Genomic DNA, 16,470 nt, shown 5'->3' with positions numbered 1-16,470 from the left:
CAGTTTATGAAAACAATGTTAGTAATTGCTGCACTTGCCCTTAGCGGTATGGCAGCCACAGCTCAAAATGCAGAAACAAGAAATGTTACAGGTTTCAATGCAATTAATGTTCAAAACGGTATAGAGGTAGTTTATACCCACGGAAGTACCGAAAGCGTAAAAGTAGAATGCAGCAGCCAAAACCTGCCTTATGTAGTAACCAAACTAAAAAACAACACATTGCACATCAGCCTTGTAAAAAGTGACACTGATATACCAGCGGCAGGCCCGGTTAAGGTATATATTACCGATAATGACATGGCAAGTATAGAGGCTTCGGCGGGGGCAATGGTAAGGGTTACAAATGAAATTGACGTTCCCCGGCTATCGCTTGAGCTTAAAACGGGTGCCATGTTTAACGGTAACATCAATGCCACTGAAAAGATGGTACTAAAAGCAAAATCGGGCGCGGCATTTAAAGGGAGTATAGTAACAGGCGAGCTTGTTACCGATATTCGAAGCGGGGCACATGTAAAGCTACTGGGGCATGCAGAAGAAAGCGATATAACTTGTAGCGGGGGCACATTAATAGCCGGTACTTTTACTTCTGAAATGGCAGACATACAGGCTGTAAACCTGTCTTCTGTATCCATTAACGTTAAACAGAAAGTAAAAGCCAATGCTGATAATTCTTCTGCCATAAGCTACTCCGGCACTCCCGACGAGGTAATTTTAGCAGAGAATACCTTTGCAATGAAGAGAAATTAATAATTTGGCGCCATATAAGCCACAAAAAGTAATAAAGTGAACGACATTAAATACACAGCCTATGAATATTGAGAACACTAAGGCACAAATGCGAAAAGGGGTACTCGAGTTCTGCATACTTTCTGTACTTAAAGAGAAAGATGCTTATACTTCAGAAATACTCGACACCCTTAAAAACGCAAAGCTGCTTGTTGTGGAGGGTACGGTTTACCCGCTGCTGACAAGACTTAAAAACGACGGATTGCTCAGCTACCGCTGGGAAGAATCTACCTCGGGGCCGCCGCGAAAGTATTACGGCCTTACCGATGAAGGAAAAGAATTTTTAAAAGAACTTAGCATAACCTGGACGGAACTATCCGATGCAGTAAACATAATAACCAGCCAAAACGCATAGCCATGAACAAAACAGTCAGTATAAATTTAGGAGGTTTTTTCTTCCATATTGATGAAGATGCCTATCAAAAATTAAATCACTACTTTGATGCTATACGGCGCTCGCTTGCCCCTGACGGCAAAGATGAAATTATGAGCGACATCGAAGGCAGGATTGCAGAACTTTTAAATGAAAAGCTGAAGAATGACAAGCAGGTAGTAAGCATTCGCGAAGTAGAAGAAGTGGTTGCTATTATGGGCGAGCCGGAAGACTACAGGATAGATGACGAAGGCCCTGCACAAAAAAGCATAGCCGGCAGCTACTACAGCACAGGCGGATATGTACCGCCGCGCACCAAGAAGTTTTACCGTGATGGTGATAAAGCCATGATTGGCGGTGTTTGCGCCGGGCTTGCACATTACTTCCGTATAGACCCGCTTTGGCTTCGTATAATATTTGTGATATCATTATTTATATCTTTCGGAGCCAGCATATTTATTTACATTTTGCTTTGGGTACTTATACCTAAAGCAATAACCACTACCGAGAAGCTTGAAATGACAGGCGAGCCCATAAATATTTCCAACATCGAAAAAAAAGTGCGCGAGGAGTTTGAAGCTTTAGGCACAAAATTTCAGAATGTGGATTATGAGAAAATGGGTAACGATGCCAGGCGCGGTGCAGAACGTGTGGGAAACGGATTAGGCAGAGTTTTTACGGCAATATTTAAAGGCTTTGCCAAACTTATAGGTGCGTTTATTACCATATTTGCAGCAGTATCTATAATAGCTGTTGTTATAATGTTCTTTATCGCCTTGTTCTCTTCATCGCTACCGGGCCGTTCTATATGGTTTCCGTATGCCGATGGGTTCAACTACACGGGCACACCTATATGGCTGATAGGGCTGCTGGGGCTCTTTGCCATAGCAATACCCTTGTTTGTACTTTTCCTGTTAGGGTTAAAGATACTGGTAGAAAACCTTCGCCCAATTGGTACAATCACAAAAACAACCCTTTTATTATTATGGATAATTTCTATTGCAGGGCTTATTTATGTGGGTGTTGCAGAAAGCAATGAAGTAAGCCACAGGGGTAAAACATTTGAGCGTAAAGAGCTTACCATAAACCCTGCCGACACACTAAACATTAAGTTTAAGTATAACAGCTATTTCAGCAAAACGTTGTATAAAGAAGATGAGTTAAGGTTTACGCAGGATATGAACGGTAATAACATTATCTATTCTAATAACGTTTACCTGTACATTATGAAAACTGACGAGGCTGTCCCTTACCTGCAAATAGAAAAAATATCTTTGGGTAATTCAGCTTCTGAGGCACGCGAAAGGGCAGGTTTTATCGATTATAATTTTGTAACTGAAGGAAATACGTTAATTTTAGACAATTATTTCATAACAGGTTCAGAGCACAAGTACCGCGGACAGCAGGTAGAGCTGTACCTGTACCTTCCGGAAGGAATGGTGTTTTATCCTGATGCAAGCGTGAAAGAATATGACGATACTGATAATAGCTTTTTTGACCTGTGGTTTGACAGCGAAAATGTTTACCGTATGGAAGAGCAGAATGTAAAATGCTTAACATGCAATGAGCAGGCCGGTGAAGAAGAAGGCGAAATGATGGAAGAGAATATCAACCTTAGCGGCGCTTCGGGAAACATAAAAATCAACGGGGAAGAAATCAGGGTTAACCTTAAAGATGATAAGGACAGCCTTAACATCAGTATTTCGGGCACAAGAACTAATAACTAAAAATAACAGCCATGATAAAAATAATTGTACAGGTAACTAAATTAATTATTGGTGCCATTGTAGTATTACTTTTCGGGTCGTGCAGTTTTGTGCAAAATTCTGTAACAGGTATTCCGGGTAGCGGTAATGTAACAACACAGGATCGAAACATAAACGGCGGGTTTACTTATGTATCTTCCGGTAGCGGACTCGAAGTAACTGTAGAGCAAGCCGATACGTTCTCGGTTATTGTTGAAGCAGACGATAATTTACACAACCATATAACTACCGAAGTTAAGAATAACGAGCTAAGCATACGCTGTGATGTTAACATCCGCAACGCAAAACGCAAAAAAGTAATGGTAAAAATGCCTGTTATAGATGGTTTATCGTCTTCATCCGGCTCATCATTAAAAGGTATTACAACAGTAAAATCTGACAACCTTAACCTTTCTTCAAGCAGTGGCAGCAGCATGAATGTGAGCATACAGGCGGCAAATGTTATCTGCGAAAGCAGCAGCGGCAGCCACCTGACAGTAAAAGGAGCGGCAAAAAAAGCGGAGACCTCTTCATCAAGCGGAAGCAGCATAGATGCAACAGAACTTTCAGCAGAATTTGCCACTGCAGATGCTTCAAGTGGTGCCAGTATACGAATAACCGTTAAAGAATCATTAGATGCCGAGGCTTCAAGCGGCGGATCGGTAGTATATAACGGCAATCCGGCGCGTATTGATAAGGAAACATCATCCGGCGGAAGCGTGTCCCGCAACTAAGAACTTAAACCTGATTAGGTATATTTTAAAAACACCTGCCATGGCAGGTGTTTTTTTATATATTTGCCTTTAGCCAATTACACAAAAAACACATCCTATGAAAAATGTAATTGTATTGCTTGTAGCAATACTTTGCTGTGGCGTTGCCGTTGCACAAAAAAAGGAAAAGATTAAAGGCTCTAAAACCGTTACTGTAACCCAGCGGGAAATAAACCCGTTTGAAGCGGTTGAAATAGAAGATAATATAGAAGTATTTCTTGTAAAAGGAGACGTGCAGGGGCTTGAAATAGAAGCCGATGATAATCTTCATGAAGTTATCAGCACTGAATACTACGGCAACACACTGCGCATCACTACAACAAAAGATGTATCTGCTTTTAAAAAATTCAGTATCAGGCTTACCTATACCGGTATCTTAACATCGGTAACGGCAAAGCACGAAGTAGTACTAAACGCGCTTATGGCGCTGGAGCTTGACAATATAACCATCACTAATCTGGACTATTCTAAATCATTTATAAATGTAAAGTCTAAAAATTTTACACTAAAGATGAATGATAAAACAAAGGTTGAAGCTAACATACAGGCTGACAGCACTGTAATTGAAATGAGCAAAAATGCCGACCTGAAAGCGCTTGTTGCCGCCCAGTCTGCGAAAATAGATCTGTACCAGAAAACCACCGCAAGCATTGAAGGTGATGCTGCCAGGGCGCAAATAAGGCTGGACAATAATGCGGAGCTTACCGCTAAAAAATTTACTGTAAAAGCGCTTGAATTGCTTGCTGAAAGCTACAGTACCTGTAATGTGCTGGCTTCTGAAACTATTGGAGTATCTGCAACTGGTAAAGCGGAAGTAGAGTTATACGGTACTCCAAAAATCGACCTCAAAAAGTTTGCAGACAATGCTACCTTATATAAACGTAACGAAGAAAAGAGATTGTTCTAAATAAAAACAGCGCCTTGAAGGCGCTGTTTTTATGTGGTATAACTGATTGATTAATGACTCTCAAGCATATTAAGGTAACGCTCAGCATCAAGTGCTGCCATACATCCTGATCCGGCAGCGGTAATTGCCTGCCTGTATTCTTTATCCTGAACGTCTCCGCAGGCAAACACACCCGGCAGGTTGGTTTTAGCCGTTTTACCCATAGTGATAAGGTAACCGGTATCATCCATATCAAGCTGGCCTTTAAAAATATCAGTATTAGGCTTATGCCCTATCGCTATAAACAAACCTGTAATCTTAATTTCAGATTTTTCCTGTGTCTGGTTGTTAACCATTTTAAGTCCCTCTACAACCTGGTCTCCAAGAACTTCTTCAACTTCAGTGTTATATAGTACTTTAAGGTTAGGTGTGTTTTCTACCCTGTGCTGCATGGCCTTACTGGCACGCATGTAATCTTTCCTTACAAGCATGGTAACGCTTTTACAAATATTGGCAAGGTAAGTCGCCTCTTCGGCTGCGGTATCGCCCGCCCCTACTATAGCTACATCCTGTCCGCGGTAAAAGAAACCATCGCAAACAGCACAAGCGGATACTCCCCCTCCTCTAAGTCGCTGCTCGCTTGGCAAGCCCAGGTATTTAGCAGTTGCGCCCGTAGCAATTATAATGGTATGGGCATGTATTTCTTTATTGCCATCTATAATTACTTTGTGCCAGCCACCTTTTTCGCGGCTAAACTCGACAGCGGTAGCCATACCTATACGCACTTGTGTACCAAAACGTTCAGCCTGCTTTTGCAGGTGAATCATCATTGTGGGACCGTCTATACCATCTGGATATCCCGGAAAGTTATCAACTTCTGTTGTGGTAGTAAGTTGTCCGCCGGGTTCCATACCGGTATAAAGCACAGGGTTCATATCTGCCCTTGCCGCATATATTGCCGCTGTATAACCAGCAGGGCCCGAGCCTACAATAAGGCATTTTATTTTTTCTATTGTTGTATCAGTCATAGTGTTTAAGCTATTGTTTGTAGTGGTGCAAATGTAAGTTTTTAATTAAAGAACACCTACCGTTGATTATCAGTTTTAGCTATTTTAAAAATAAATTAAGCTTATGGCTTTGCAGGATAAAAATTAGTTTTATATTTGCACCCTGTTTAAACAGCACGGGGTGTAGCGTAGCCCGGTCATCGCGCCTGGTTTGGGACCAGGAGGTCGCAGGTTCGAATCCTGCCACCCCGACAGAAAAAGCCTTTCGAGAAATCGAAAGGCTTTTTTGTTTTCTCAGTAGAGAAGTACTTCAATTAATGCAGATATTTTTGCTTATTTTTACGGTTCAGTAAATCCATAAAAATGCCCGATACTATAATATTATTACTTGCCTTTGTTATTGCCTTAGCCATTGGCATATACATAGGTAAATTACTTTTTTCTTCAAAATCAGAATCTGAAAAGAAAGTGCTGGAAGAACGTAATGCAGGCTTCCAGATGCAGATAGAGCAATTAAGGCAGCAAGCCGCTAATGAAAAACAACTGCTTGAAAAACAGTTTATACAACTGCAGGAAGAGCGTAGCGGACTGCGAACCGAAAAAGATGCTCTTGCCATACAACTCACCAAAAAAGAAACTGACTACGATAACCTTTTGGAGCGCATGAGGGAGCAAAGGCAGGAAACAGAAGAACTAAGGGAAAAATTTACAAAAGAATTTGAAAACCTTGCCAATAAGATTCTTGAGGAAAAATCCAATAAGTTTACCGAACAGAATAAAGAGAATATAAGGAACATCCTCTCCCCGCTTCAGGAAAAAATACACATGTTTGAGAAAAAAGTAGAAGACACCCATAAAGAAAGTATAGACTATCATGCAGCGCTTCGCCAGCAGATTGTCGGGCTACGTGAAATGAACGAGCAGATGAGCCGTGAAACGCTTAACCTTACTAAAGCGCTTAAGGGCGATACCAAAATGCAAGGTAACTGGGGCGAACTGATACTTGAGCGCGTGCTCGAAAAATCGGGGTTGGAAAAAGGCCGCGAGTATTTTGTACAGCAAAGCCATACCACCGAAGAAGGTAGCCGCGTAATGCCCGATGTAGTGATAAGCCTGCCGGACGGCAAGAAAATGGTTGTGGACAGTAAAGTTTCGCTTGTGGCTTATGAACGTTATGTAAATGAAGAGGACGACCCGTTAAGGCTGGTGCACCTTAAAGAACATTGCAACAGCATACGCCGCCACGTAGAGCAGCTGAGCGCAAAAAGTTATCATGACCTGTACGATATGGAGAGCCCTGATTTTGTGCTGCTTTTCATACCTATAGAAGCTGCTTTTGCCTGTGCATTAAATGAAGATAACACGTTATACAACAAAGCTTTCGAAAAGAACATTGTGATTGTAACGCCAAGCACGCTGTTGGCAACCCTGCGTACTATAGACAGTATGTGGACCAACCAGAAACAGCAGGAAAACGCCTATGAAATTGCACGACAGGCAGGAGCACTATATGATAAATTTGAAGGTTTTGTGTCCGACCTTATCACAGTTGGTAAACGCATGGACGAAGGTAAAAAAGCCTATCAGGGTGCTATGAATAAGCTGGTTGAAGGGCGTGGCAATATTATTACTTCGATAGAAAAACTCAAAAAGATGGGTGCAAAAGCTAAAAAAACGCTTCCGGAAAATATAATACAACGCGCTGAGCAAAAAGAGGAAGAAGCGCTTGAGGATGATGCACACAACCTGTTAAACATTTAATTATATGGAAGATAATTTCAGGAAGTTAAGCGCATCCCGTGTTACCATTTCAGAGCTTATGCTGCCAAGCCACACTAATTTCAGCGGTAAAATACATGGCGGCTATATCTTAATGCTGATGGACCAGATAGCCTTTGCGGCGGCATCTAAGTTTTCAGGAACTTATTGTGTAACAGCCTCTGTAGATACTGTTGATTTTTTAAATCCTATTGAAGTTGGCGAGCTTGTTACTATGAAGGCTTCCGTTAATTATGTCGGCAACAGCTCTATGGTAGTAGGCATAAGGGTAACTTCAGAAAATATCCGGACAGGGAAAGTAAAGCACTGCAACTCATCTTATTTTACAATGGTTGGCAAAAATAAGGAGGGTAAAAATGTATCGGTGCCAAGGCCGGTTATAACAACACTTGAAGAAGTACGCCGCTTTTACAATGCAAAAAAACGCATTGAGTTTAAAAAGCAGCACGACCATCACCAGGAAAATTTTGACCATACTACCCCAGACGCAATAAATGCACTCAGACAAATGAATATTAAGGTAGAATTATAAGGCACATCATAAAGTAAAAAGTATATATTTGCGATACAGCATAAGCAAATCATGAAAAATAAATACTTTTTTAACGCACTTGTCTTAATTCTCTCCTGTTTCTGTTTCGTTTCCTGCGGCAGTGATGATAGCTATACCAAAGTGCCTGATGTAAATGAGCCGGCATCTCCTGTTACCTTAAATCTTGATGCGGTGCCGTATGCTACTTTATCAGAGTATAACTTTTTTGAAGGCGATTTAAAAAACCTGAGCCCTGTATATAAAGTAATACCTTATGACCTTAACAGCGAACTGTTCACCGATTATGCACTTAAAAAAAGGTTCATCTGGATGCCTGTGGGCAGTAAAGCCACTTACATTTCAGACAGTAAAATATCCGATTTTCCCGTTGGTACTGTACTCATTAAAAACTTTTATTATAACACGGTAGCACCGGACAATTCTACATATATAGTTGAGACAAGGCTGATGATAAAAAAGGTGAGCGGCTGGATATTTGCTACCTATGTATGGAATGATGAGCAGACCGAAGCAGTTTTAGATAATGACGGATATTCGATGCGTATGAGCTGGAACCAAAACGGAACAGCCATGTCCACTAATTACAAAGTTCCAACACAGCAGGATTGCCTTAAATGCCACCAGATAAACGAAACACCTGTACCTGTTGGTGTAAAACCACAAAACCTGAACAAGATGTATGCCTATGCCGACGGCACTAAAAACCAACTTACAAAATGGATAGAGGCAGGCTATTTAGATACTAAACCAAACGGCATTATATCTACTGTTAACTGGCAGGACGAAACACAGCCTTTAGAACTTAGAGTACGCTCTTACCTAGATATTAACTGCGCCCATTGCCACAGTACAGGTACTTCATGTGATTATACTCCTATGGAACTTTCATTTGCTCAAAATGAATCGCTTTTCAATCTGGGTGTATGCAGGGAGCCTGTAGATTTTGTTACGGGTAACCAGCAGTATATCGTGAAGGGCGGAGATGTACCGGGCTCATTAATGCATTTCAGGATGAGCACCACAATACAATCGGAAATGATGCCTACACTCGGGCGTACCGTTGTGCACCAGGAAGGGTTGCAGCTTATAGAAGACTGGATAAACAGCCTTGAAAACACATGCGATTAGTGCTTTTTTAAAAATTTATTTTATTTAATGAAGTAGGGTTTTTATTTCTATATTTGTTATCATTAACACAATTATGTGAGATAACTATATGAAATACAACTATTATTTAAAAACTCTACTATTATTAACATTAACTGTGCTCACGGCGTGTGAGTCTGATGACGGTGATAAATATACTGAAGTTCCCGACCCGGTTTCGCCTGTGGTTATGGACCTGACGGCTGTACCTTACAATAAACTTTCTGACTATAAATTTTTTGAAGGCGATCTTAAAAACCTTCAGCCCTCCTATAAAGTACTTCCTTATGAACTGAACAGTGCATTATTCACCGATTATGCCCATAAGAAACGATTTGTATGGATGCCTGCAGGAAGCAAGGCTACCTATACGGCAGATGGTGAGTTGCTTAACTTTCCCTCGGGCACTGCTTTAATAAAAAACTTTTATTATGATAACGTTCAGCCGGGTAACACCACGCGCATTATAGAAACCAGGCTGATGATTAAAAAAGGCAGCGAATGGATATTTGCAGATTATGTTTGGAATGATGAGCAGACAGAAGCCTTTCTTGACCTTGACGGCAGCTTTACCGATGTAAGCTGGAATGAAAACGGTTCACCTAAAAGTGCCGGCTACAGGATACCTTCGGAAACAGAGTGCCTTACCTGCCACAAAATAAACAACAGCAACGGTAACTCAGGCCCGCTTGCCATACCAATAGGCACCAAGCCACAAAACCTAAACAGGATGTATGCCTATGCTGATGGTAACGCAAACCAGCTAAGCAGGTGGATACAGGAAGGCTACCTTAAAGATAACCTGCCGGGCAATATAACCAGTACTGTCAACTGGCAGGATGCCAGCCAGCCGCTGGAGCTAAGGGTACGCTCATATATCGATATTAACTGTGCACACTGTCACAGCGAGGGTGCACACTGCGACTATATGCCCATGCGCTTTGCTTTTAGCGAGACAACCAACCCTGAAAACCTTGGGGTGTGTGTAGAACCTTTCGAGTTCATCAACCCGTCGATATCACATATTGTGGCTAAAGGTAATCCTGCCCGAAGCGCTTTATACTACAGGCTGAACAGTGTTGACGAATCGTATCGTATGCCCATGCTTGGCCGCACTATTAAGCATGATGAAGGCATACAGCTTATACAGGAATGGATTAATTCTTTAGAAGGGCCCTGCCCGTAATATACAACCTGACTATTAAAACAACCTCACATTATGAAGAAGATCTTTACTATTATTTCCTGCGGTATAAGTGCTTTTGCGCTGCATGCCCAAACTAACTGTGCTACGGCAGTACCCGTAACTTCGGGTACATATAATGCCTCCTATTCAGATGGCAGCCAGGTACCTGCACTTATTTGTACCAATGGTATTGATAATGATGTAACCATGGGTATATGGTACAGCTATACATCTGCAACTACAGTAAACGTTACGGTAAGCACCGATGTACAGGGATTTACCCCAAAAGATACACGTGTACATGTTTATAACGGAGCTTGTGGCAGTTTAACCTGCGTTGCCGGGGATGATGACAGTGGCACAAGCTATTCCTCTATAGTAAGCTTTACAGCACAGGCAGGCGTAACCTATTACATCGCTTTTGACAACAACTGGGATGATACAGACTTTACTTTTCAGGTGTTCGAAACAGCATTTACAGCGCCTTTGTTTGATACGGTAATGTATAATGTTACAGGTGCTTATGTTATGTGCGTGGTTGATATGAACGGCGATTATCTTGATGATATAGTGGTACCAGATAACAACCAGATAAAAATGTTCTACCAGCAAACCGACGGTACTTTTACAGAAACAGCAAGAGTGGCGGGCAGCACGCCATACATGCCGGGTTGGAGCCTTGCAGCAGGAGACTATGACGGTAATGGCTTTAACGACCTGCTTTATGGGAATGGTAACGGTGCAGCCTTAATGATAGCCAATGCAGATGGTACACAATATACGGCTATGCAATCGCCACAATCCATTTTTTCGCAGCGCACCAACTTTGTCGATTTAAATAATGATGGACACCTTGATGCTTTTGTATGCCATGATATTGCGCCAAACTGTTATTTCCTTAATGACGGTAACGGCGGATTTAGCTGGGTACAGGGCGGCATAGGCGATCATCCGAGTGGTGGTAACTATGGCTCGATATGGGTAGATTATGATAATGACGGCGATGCCGACCTGTTTATTGCAAAATGCCGTGGCGGCGGAGACCCTGCTTCAATAAACGAGTTGCACCGGAACAATGGCGATGGCACTTTTACCAACGTAAGCGAGCAAGCCAACCTTGCCGATATGCTGCAAACATGGTCTACAGCATGGGGCGACTTTGATAACGATGGCGATATGGATGCACTTGTAGGAGCTAACTCCACAGCAAACGGACCACATAAATTGATGCGGAATAATGGTGACGGTACCTTTACCGATGTAACGGACGGCTCCGGCTTTGCTGACCTTTTCGAACTAAACCGTGAGCATATAGCGCATGACTTTAATAATGATGGTTGGATAGATGTTATGGGCGGCGGAAACTACATCATGTTTAATAACGGAGACATGACCTTTACAAAAACCCAGGCAAATGCTTCTGTAGGGCCAATTGGAGATTTAAACAATGATGGTTTCCTTGACATCCTGAACTTTAACCAGATGAAGCTGAATAATGGTAATGATAATAACTGGATTAAGTTATACCTTGAAGGCACGGAAAGCAACCGTAACGGAATTGGGGCACGTGTAGAGGTTTATGCTGAAGGTGACGGATGGGAAAAACAAATTCGTGATGTGCGCAGCGGAGACGGTTTCCGGTACATGAGTTCGTTAAACACACACTTTGGGCTTGGCACTACAGATGCTATTGAGCAGATTATCATTAAATGGCCTTCAGGAATTATAGATGTTATAGAAAACCCTGATGTTAACCAGGCTATCACGGTTCAGGAAGGCTCTACGCTTGGTACTGGTAAATTTGCCACTAACCTTTTCAGCACCTACCCTAACCCCGTTAAAGACATACTTTACTTTGCTTCTGACGATGCAACAGAGATTACTGAAGCACACGTTTATGATATTTCCGGAAAGCTTATCAGTACAAGCGCAGTTGAGAATAATGCGCTAAAAGTACAGCAGCTTTCTAATGGCAATTACCTACTTGTATTAAAAGACAGTGATGGCAAATATTATTCTGCCAAATTCATAAAGAAATAACTACAAAAATCAACTGTGTATGAAAGCGCGCCACATGGCGCGCTTTTTTACTTAATTTTTTGTTAATCAATAACAATAAATATTCTATCTTTCGACCTTTTAAAGGCTTATGAAGAAAATTACTATGGCGCTGCTGTTTGCGGCTTTGGCTTTTCAGGCGGCAAATGCGCAAAAAAACATTGACCCAACCACCGAAGACATTGCACTTGCCAAACAATTGCGCGAAAAACATGGCAAAGATGATGTAGCAGTCTTATCAAGCAAAGAAACTATTTCTTTTGAACTTAATGAAGATGAGCCCGGCGTGGCAGTTAACCATCACATTACAGAAAAGCTGATGAACATCAGCCATCGTGCTGATATTCATAAATATGAATTTTATGACAGCCAGTCGGAAATTCAGGATTTTAGCATGACTTACAGAAATGATAAGAATGCACATTTTGAAGTAAAAGACGAATTTTACACCAGTAACGACCTTTTCTATAATGATTACAGGGTAAAATACATGGAAGTAACTTTTCCGGTGCAGGGTTACACCTACAATTACAACCTCAACAAAAAGTATAAAGATGTAAAGTATTTTACCTCAATATATTTTAATGATGAATACCCCGTTGTAAAAAAAGAGATAGAGATACTTGTACCAACATGGCTGGAAATTGAATTTAAAGAAATGAATTTTAGCGGCTTTGATGTAAAAAAAACCAGCAAGCCAGATCCTAAAGGTAAGGGCACCATCTATACCTATACTTTAGAAAATGTAGCGGCAAGATACAAAGATGAGTCGGCACCCGGCCCCTCTTACATCTATCCGCATCTTTTGGTGGTGGCAAAATCATATACTAACGAGGGCAAGAAGACTACGCTGTTCAACTCAACTGCTGATTTATACAAATGGTATAAATCTTTGGTTGATAGTGTAGATGAAAATCCTGACGAACTTAAGGCAAAAGTAAATGAGCTTATTGCCGGTGCAAAAACCGATGAAGAGAAAATAAAGAAACTGTACTACTGGGTGCAGGATAATATTCGCTATATCGCTTTTGAGGACGGTCTTGCAGGCTTCCGCCCGGATGCCTCGCAAAACGTATATAAGAAGCGTTACGGAGACTGTAAAGGCATGGCGAACCTTATGCGCCATATGCTAAAAATTGCAGGGTTTGATGCCCGCCTTACCTGGATTGGTACAAAGCATATTGCCTATGATTATACAACACCATCGTTATGTGTAGATAACCACATGATTTGCACATTATTTAAAGACGGTAAAAAATATTTCCTTGACGGAACAGAAAAATATAATTCGTTTGGTGATTATGCAGAGCGCATTCAGGGTAAGGAAGTAATGATAGAAGACGGCGATAAATATATAATTGCAAAAGTACCCGTTACTCCTGCCGCCTCTAATAAAGAAAGTTATAATATTAACTTTAGCATTGATGGTGAAATACTTAAAGGTAAAGTACAGGGTAACTTGATTGGTGAAAGCCGTGCTTACTTTTTATATGGCTATAACAACATCAAAAACGATAAGAAAGAAGATGTGCTGCAAAACTACCTAAGCCGTGGCGATAAAAACTTCTCTATATCTAACATTAAAACTTCTAACCTTACCGACAGGGATATTACCCTTACTGTTGAATATGATGCCGTACTGCGCAACAGGGTTTCATCTTTTGATAATGAAATGTATGTTGACCTTGACTATCTTGAGGAAATGTCGGGGCTTGATTTTAAAGAGCGTAAAACTGATTTTGAGTTCAGCTACAAAAAAGATTATGAATCTAATATAACACTTGCCATACCACAGGGTTATACAGTTTCAAGGCTGCCTGAAGCTCTTGTTGTAGATACTAAAGATTATACATTAACAGCAGCTTACGAGCAAAAGGGCGATGCAATTGTCTATAAAAAGCATTTTGTAATTAAAAACGGCACCATTAAAAAAGCAGACTTTGCTAACTGGAACGATGCCATTACCAAACTTAAGAAATTATATAACGACCAAATTACCTTAACCAAACTATAATGAACAAAAAGCTACTAACTCTCCTGCTATCGTTTTACTGCGTAATTACAAGTGCACAGAACACCGCCGAAATAAAGGAAATGTTCTGGAGTGCAAATGATGAGTACAAAAAAGCCACAACCATACCCGATAAATGGAAAAACGAATCGGCAGTGGTTATCTATAAAAATGAAAATTATGATTACCACAAATTCGGTACAAATGTAACCTATATCTCATCTGTACGTAAAAGGGTAAAATTATTAGACCAGGCCGCAGTAACGGAGTTTTCAGAATTTTCGTTTAAAGAGAGGTTCTATTCTTCAAGAGGTGTCGGCTTTACATTCAGGAAAGCTGAAAACACGATAGGCATAAAAGTTATTAAGCCGGACGGCAGTGAGCGTGAAATTGACGTGAAAGCAGAAGCTGTTAATATGGATGAAGGTAAGAAAATTGCCATATCAAACCTTGAGGTTGGTGATATTATCGATTTTTATTTTTATGCCGAAGAGCCTTTTAAGTCTATCTACGAATATGGTTTTGACCCGGTTGAAACCTCACTTGGTGATGAATACCCGGTAATGAACATGAAGATTACTTTTAAAACCGAAAATGACTTTTTTGTAAACTTCAACAGTTATAACGGTGCACCGGAACTGAAGCAGACTTCTGACCCTAAAAGTAAAAATCGCAGCTATGAGCTTATAGCTACGGATATAGAGAAGAATGACTTCCCAAGATGGTTTTTCCCTTTAGCAGAAGTACCGTGTTATAAATTCCAGGTGTTTTTTGCCCGCTCAGGCAAGTTTGAAGAAAGAGCTTCAGCATTCCTTCCGGAAAAGGAAAGTATCGTTAAAAAAACTGTTAGTGCAGATGACGTACTTGATTTTTATGATGCAAGGTTCTGGCCGCAGGGTGATATAAGCGAAATTAAAAATTTCGTAAAAAATCGTGACTTTAAAAGCGACGAAGAAATGGTTCGCGAGGTATATTATTATACACGCCATCAATATTATACCCGTTATGTAGAGGCGTTTGTGGTTAAAGAGGCCAATATCATGTACCCATTTGATTTATATGGTTATGCGCCCGTTTTCTTTACCAACGAAATACAGTTTATAAACCATTTTATGGCTTTCCTGAAATGGAAGGATATCAATTATGAAATTGTTGTTGCCACACCGCGCTATAATGGCAGCATTAAAGACCTGCTGATAGAGAAGAACACCATAATAATGATTAAAGCTAACACAGCTAACCCTGTTTACCTGCAGTTCTTCTCGCCATATACCAATGCCGACCAGATAAACCCTTATATAGAAAACACAGAAGCTTATGCCCTGCAGGCTGCTAAAGGTAAAGTGGTTAATGGTATCAAAACTATACAACTGCCCTCTTCTACTCATAAGGATAATATCAGTAAAGAAAGGATCTACGCCTCTATGGCAGCCGATTTTTCTTCTGTTAACGTGAAACGAGAGTCGGAACATTATGGTCATAACAAAGATCAGGACCAGGATGACAAAATGTACTTTTTTGACTATGTTGCTGAAGATTATGCAAAATATGGTACTACACCATTGCTTGAATTGGTGAGGAGCAAGAAGAAGAAAGAACAGTACACCAATGAGTTTGATGCTTTAAAGAACAAATTACGCGAAAAGCAGAAGGAAGAATTCGAGAAGAGCCTTGAAGGCGAGCTTGGTTTTGAAGTTGATGACCACAAACTTGAAATTGTGAATACCGGGCGCTTCGGTAAAAATACTGCCTTTAGTTATAAAGAAGATTTTACTGTAAAAAATAATCTGCTAAAGAGTGCAGGCTCTAACTATGTTTTTGAAATAGGGAAACTTATTGGGCAGCAGGTAGAAATAGATGAGAAGGAGCAAAAAAGAACCAATAATATCTACTTCCCCTACCCACGCTCTTTTGAAGAAACAATAGAATTTACAGTACCTGACGGTTATACTGTAGCCGGTTTAGACAAGCTGAATAAAAAAATTGAAAACAGTACAGGCGGTTTTGTGAGTACTGCTACTCTAAATGGCAATAAGCTTACGGTTAAAGCATATAAGTACTATGCCAACTACTTTACACCAAACAGCAACTGGAAAGATATGCTTGCTTTTCTTGATGCTGCCTACCAGTTTACGCAGGAAAAAGTTTTGATTAAAAAGATATAACG

At 40.7% G+C, this 16,470-nt stretch carries 13 protein-coding genes and 1 tRNA gene; 13 read left to right on the top strand and 1 reads right to left on the bottom strand.

All coding sequences use genetic code 11. The annotated features are described in order from the left end of the window. The first annotated feature begins 6 nt into the window (after window positions 1–6). The 5 genes from KJK34_RS02890 to KJK34_RS02870 all read left to right on the top strand — a co-directional run bounded on the left by KJK34_RS02890 (window position 7) and on the right by KJK34_RS02870 (window position 4,584). Window positions 7–747: a GIN domain-containing protein gene (locus KJK34_RS02890; RefSeq protein WP_223052358.1), complete on the top strand. Its 741-nt coding sequence runs from the start codon at window positions 7–9 to the stop codon at window positions 745–747. A gap of 61 nt (window positions 748–808) precedes the next feature. Then, a complete protein-coding gene (locus tag KJK34_RS02885) occupies window positions 809–1,141 on the top strand; it encodes a PadR family transcriptional regulator (protein ID WP_223052357.1) in 333 nt (110 codons plus the stop codon). Between the two features lie 2 nt (window positions 1,142–1,143). Beyond that, the gene (locus KJK34_RS02880) at window positions 1,144–2,886 is read left to right on the top strand and encodes a PspC domain-containing protein (RefSeq protein WP_223052356.1); all 1,743 of its coding nucleotides are present in this window, start codon (window positions 1,144–1,146) and stop codon (window positions 2,884–2,886) included. Window positions 2,887–2,897: 11 nt separating this feature from the next. After that, complete coding sequence (locus tag KJK34_RS02875) at window positions 2,898–3,638, top strand: head GIN domain-containing protein (protein WP_223052355.1); 741 nt, start codon at window positions 2,898–2,900, stop codon at window positions 3,636–3,638. 97 nt (window positions 3,639–3,735) lie between these two features. After that, window positions 3,736–4,584 carry a GIN domain-containing protein gene (locus KJK34_RS02870; protein WP_223052354.1) on the top strand — a complete coding sequence of 283 codons (849 nt, stop codon included), beginning with the start codon at window positions 3,736–3,738 and terminating at the stop codon, window positions 4,582–4,584. 50 nt (window positions 4,585–4,634) lie between these two features. Here the strand turns inward: KJK34_RS02870 and trxB are convergent, their stop codons facing one another. After that, a complete protein-coding gene (gene trxB, locus KJK34_RS02865; RefSeq protein ID WP_223052353.1) occupies window positions 4,635–5,591 on the bottom strand; it encodes a thioredoxin-disulfide reductase in 957 nt (318 codons plus the stop codon). A 156-nt stretch (window positions 5,592–5,747) separates the two neighbouring features. Between trxB and KJK34_RS02860 the strand changes: the two genes are divergently transcribed. From KJK34_RS02860 to KJK34_RS02825, 8 genes are all read left to right on the top strand, one after another. Next, window positions 5,748–5,822 (top strand) — tRNA-Pro (locus tag KJK34_RS02860). 111 nt (window positions 5,823–5,933) lie between these two features. Then, complete coding sequence (rmuC, locus tag KJK34_RS02855) at window positions 5,934–7,331, top strand: DNA recombination protein RmuC (protein WP_223052352.1); 1,398 nt, start codon at window positions 5,934–5,936, stop codon at window positions 7,329–7,331. Between the two features lie 4 nt (window positions 7,332–7,335). Then, window positions 7,336–7,881 carry an acyl-CoA thioesterase gene (locus tag KJK34_RS02850; protein ID WP_223052351.1) on the top strand — a complete coding sequence of 182 codons (546 nt, stop codon included), beginning with the start codon at window positions 7,336–7,338 and terminating at the stop codon, window positions 7,879–7,881. 51 nt (window positions 7,882–7,932) lie between these two features. After that, a complete protein-coding gene (locus KJK34_RS02845; protein ID WP_223052350.1) occupies window positions 7,933–9,030 on the top strand; it encodes a hypothetical protein in 1,098 nt (365 codons plus the stop codon). A 136-nt stretch (window positions 9,031–9,166) separates the two neighbouring features. Continuing rightward, the gene (locus tag KJK34_RS02840) at window positions 9,167–10,234 is read left to right on the top strand and encodes a hypothetical protein (RefSeq protein ID WP_317196855.1); all 1,068 of its coding nucleotides are present in this window, start codon (window positions 9,167–9,169) and stop codon (window positions 10,232–10,234) included. Window positions 10,235–10,267: 33 nt separating this feature from the next. Further along, window positions 10,268–12,274 (top strand): FG-GAP-like repeat-containing protein, encoded by a 2,007-nt coding sequence (locus tag KJK34_RS02835; RefSeq protein ID WP_223052348.1) that lies wholly within the window; start codon window positions 10,268–10,270, stop codon window positions 12,272–12,274. Between the two features lie 109 nt (window positions 12,275–12,383). Beyond that, entirely contained in the window at window positions 12,384–14,306 is a 1,923-nt protein-coding gene (locus KJK34_RS02830) for a transglutaminase-like domain-containing protein (protein WP_223052347.1), read from the top strand. After that, window positions 14,306–16,468: a DUF3858 domain-containing protein gene (locus KJK34_RS02825; protein WP_223052346.1), complete on the top strand. Its 2,163-nt coding sequence runs from the start codon at window positions 14,306–14,308 to the stop codon at window positions 16,466–16,468. The genes KJK34_RS02830 and KJK34_RS02825 overlap by 1 nt, the downstream gene beginning before the upstream one ends. Window positions 16,469–16,470: the final 2 nt, after the last annotated feature.

Origin of the sequence: Flavobacterium coralii (assembly GCF_019891545.1) — a bacterium.
Lineage (GTDB): Bacteria > Bacteroidota > Bacteroidia > Flavobacteriales > Flavobacteriaceae > Flavobacterium > Flavobacterium coralii.
Note: the sequence above shows the minus strand (reverse complement) of the source record. Positions and strands in the feature narration are given on the sequence as shown.

Coding starts and splice junctions, on each gene's coding strand:
- KJK34_RS02845 (WP_223052350.1), top strand. CDS start 7,933: ATGAAAAATAAATACTTTTTTAACGCACTTGTCTTAATTCTCTCCTGT.
- KJK34_RS02835 (WP_223052348.1), top strand. CDS start 10,268: ATGAAGAAGATCTTTACTATTATTTCCTGCGGTATAAGTGCTTTTGCG.
- KJK34_RS02850 (WP_223052351.1), top strand. CDS start 7,336: ATGGAAGATAATTTCAGGAAGTTAAGCGCATCCCGTGTTACCATTTCA.
- KJK34_RS02885 (WP_223052357.1), top strand. CDS start 809: ATGAATATTGAGAACACTAAGGCACAAATGCGAAAAGGGGTACTCGAG.
- trxB (WP_223052353.1), bottom strand. CDS start 5,591: ATGACTGATACAACAATAGAAAAAATAAAATGCCTTATTGTAGGCTCG.
- KJK34_RS02890 (WP_223052358.1), top strand. CDS start 7: ATGAAAACAATGTTAGTAATTGCTGCACTTGCCCTTAGCGGTATGGCA.
- rmuC (WP_223052352.1), top strand. CDS start 5,934: ATGCCCGATACTATAATATTATTACTTGCCTTTGTTATTGCCTTAGCC.
- KJK34_RS02870 (WP_223052354.1), top strand. CDS start 3,736: ATGAAAAATGTAATTGTATTGCTTGTAGCAATACTTTGCTGTGGCGTT.
- KJK34_RS02880 (WP_223052356.1), top strand. CDS start 1,144: ATGAACAAAACAGTCAGTATAAATTTAGGAGGTTTTTTCTTCCATATT.
- KJK34_RS02830 (WP_223052347.1), top strand. CDS start 12,384: ATGAAGAAAATTACTATGGCGCTGCTGTTTGCGGCTTTGGCTTTTCAG.
- KJK34_RS02875 (WP_223052355.1), top strand. CDS start 2,898: ATGATAAAAATAATTGTACAGGTAACTAAATTAATTATTGGTGCCATT.
- KJK34_RS02825 (WP_223052346.1), top strand. CDS start 14,306: ATGAACAAAAAGCTACTAACTCTCCTGCTATCGTTTTACTGCGTAATT.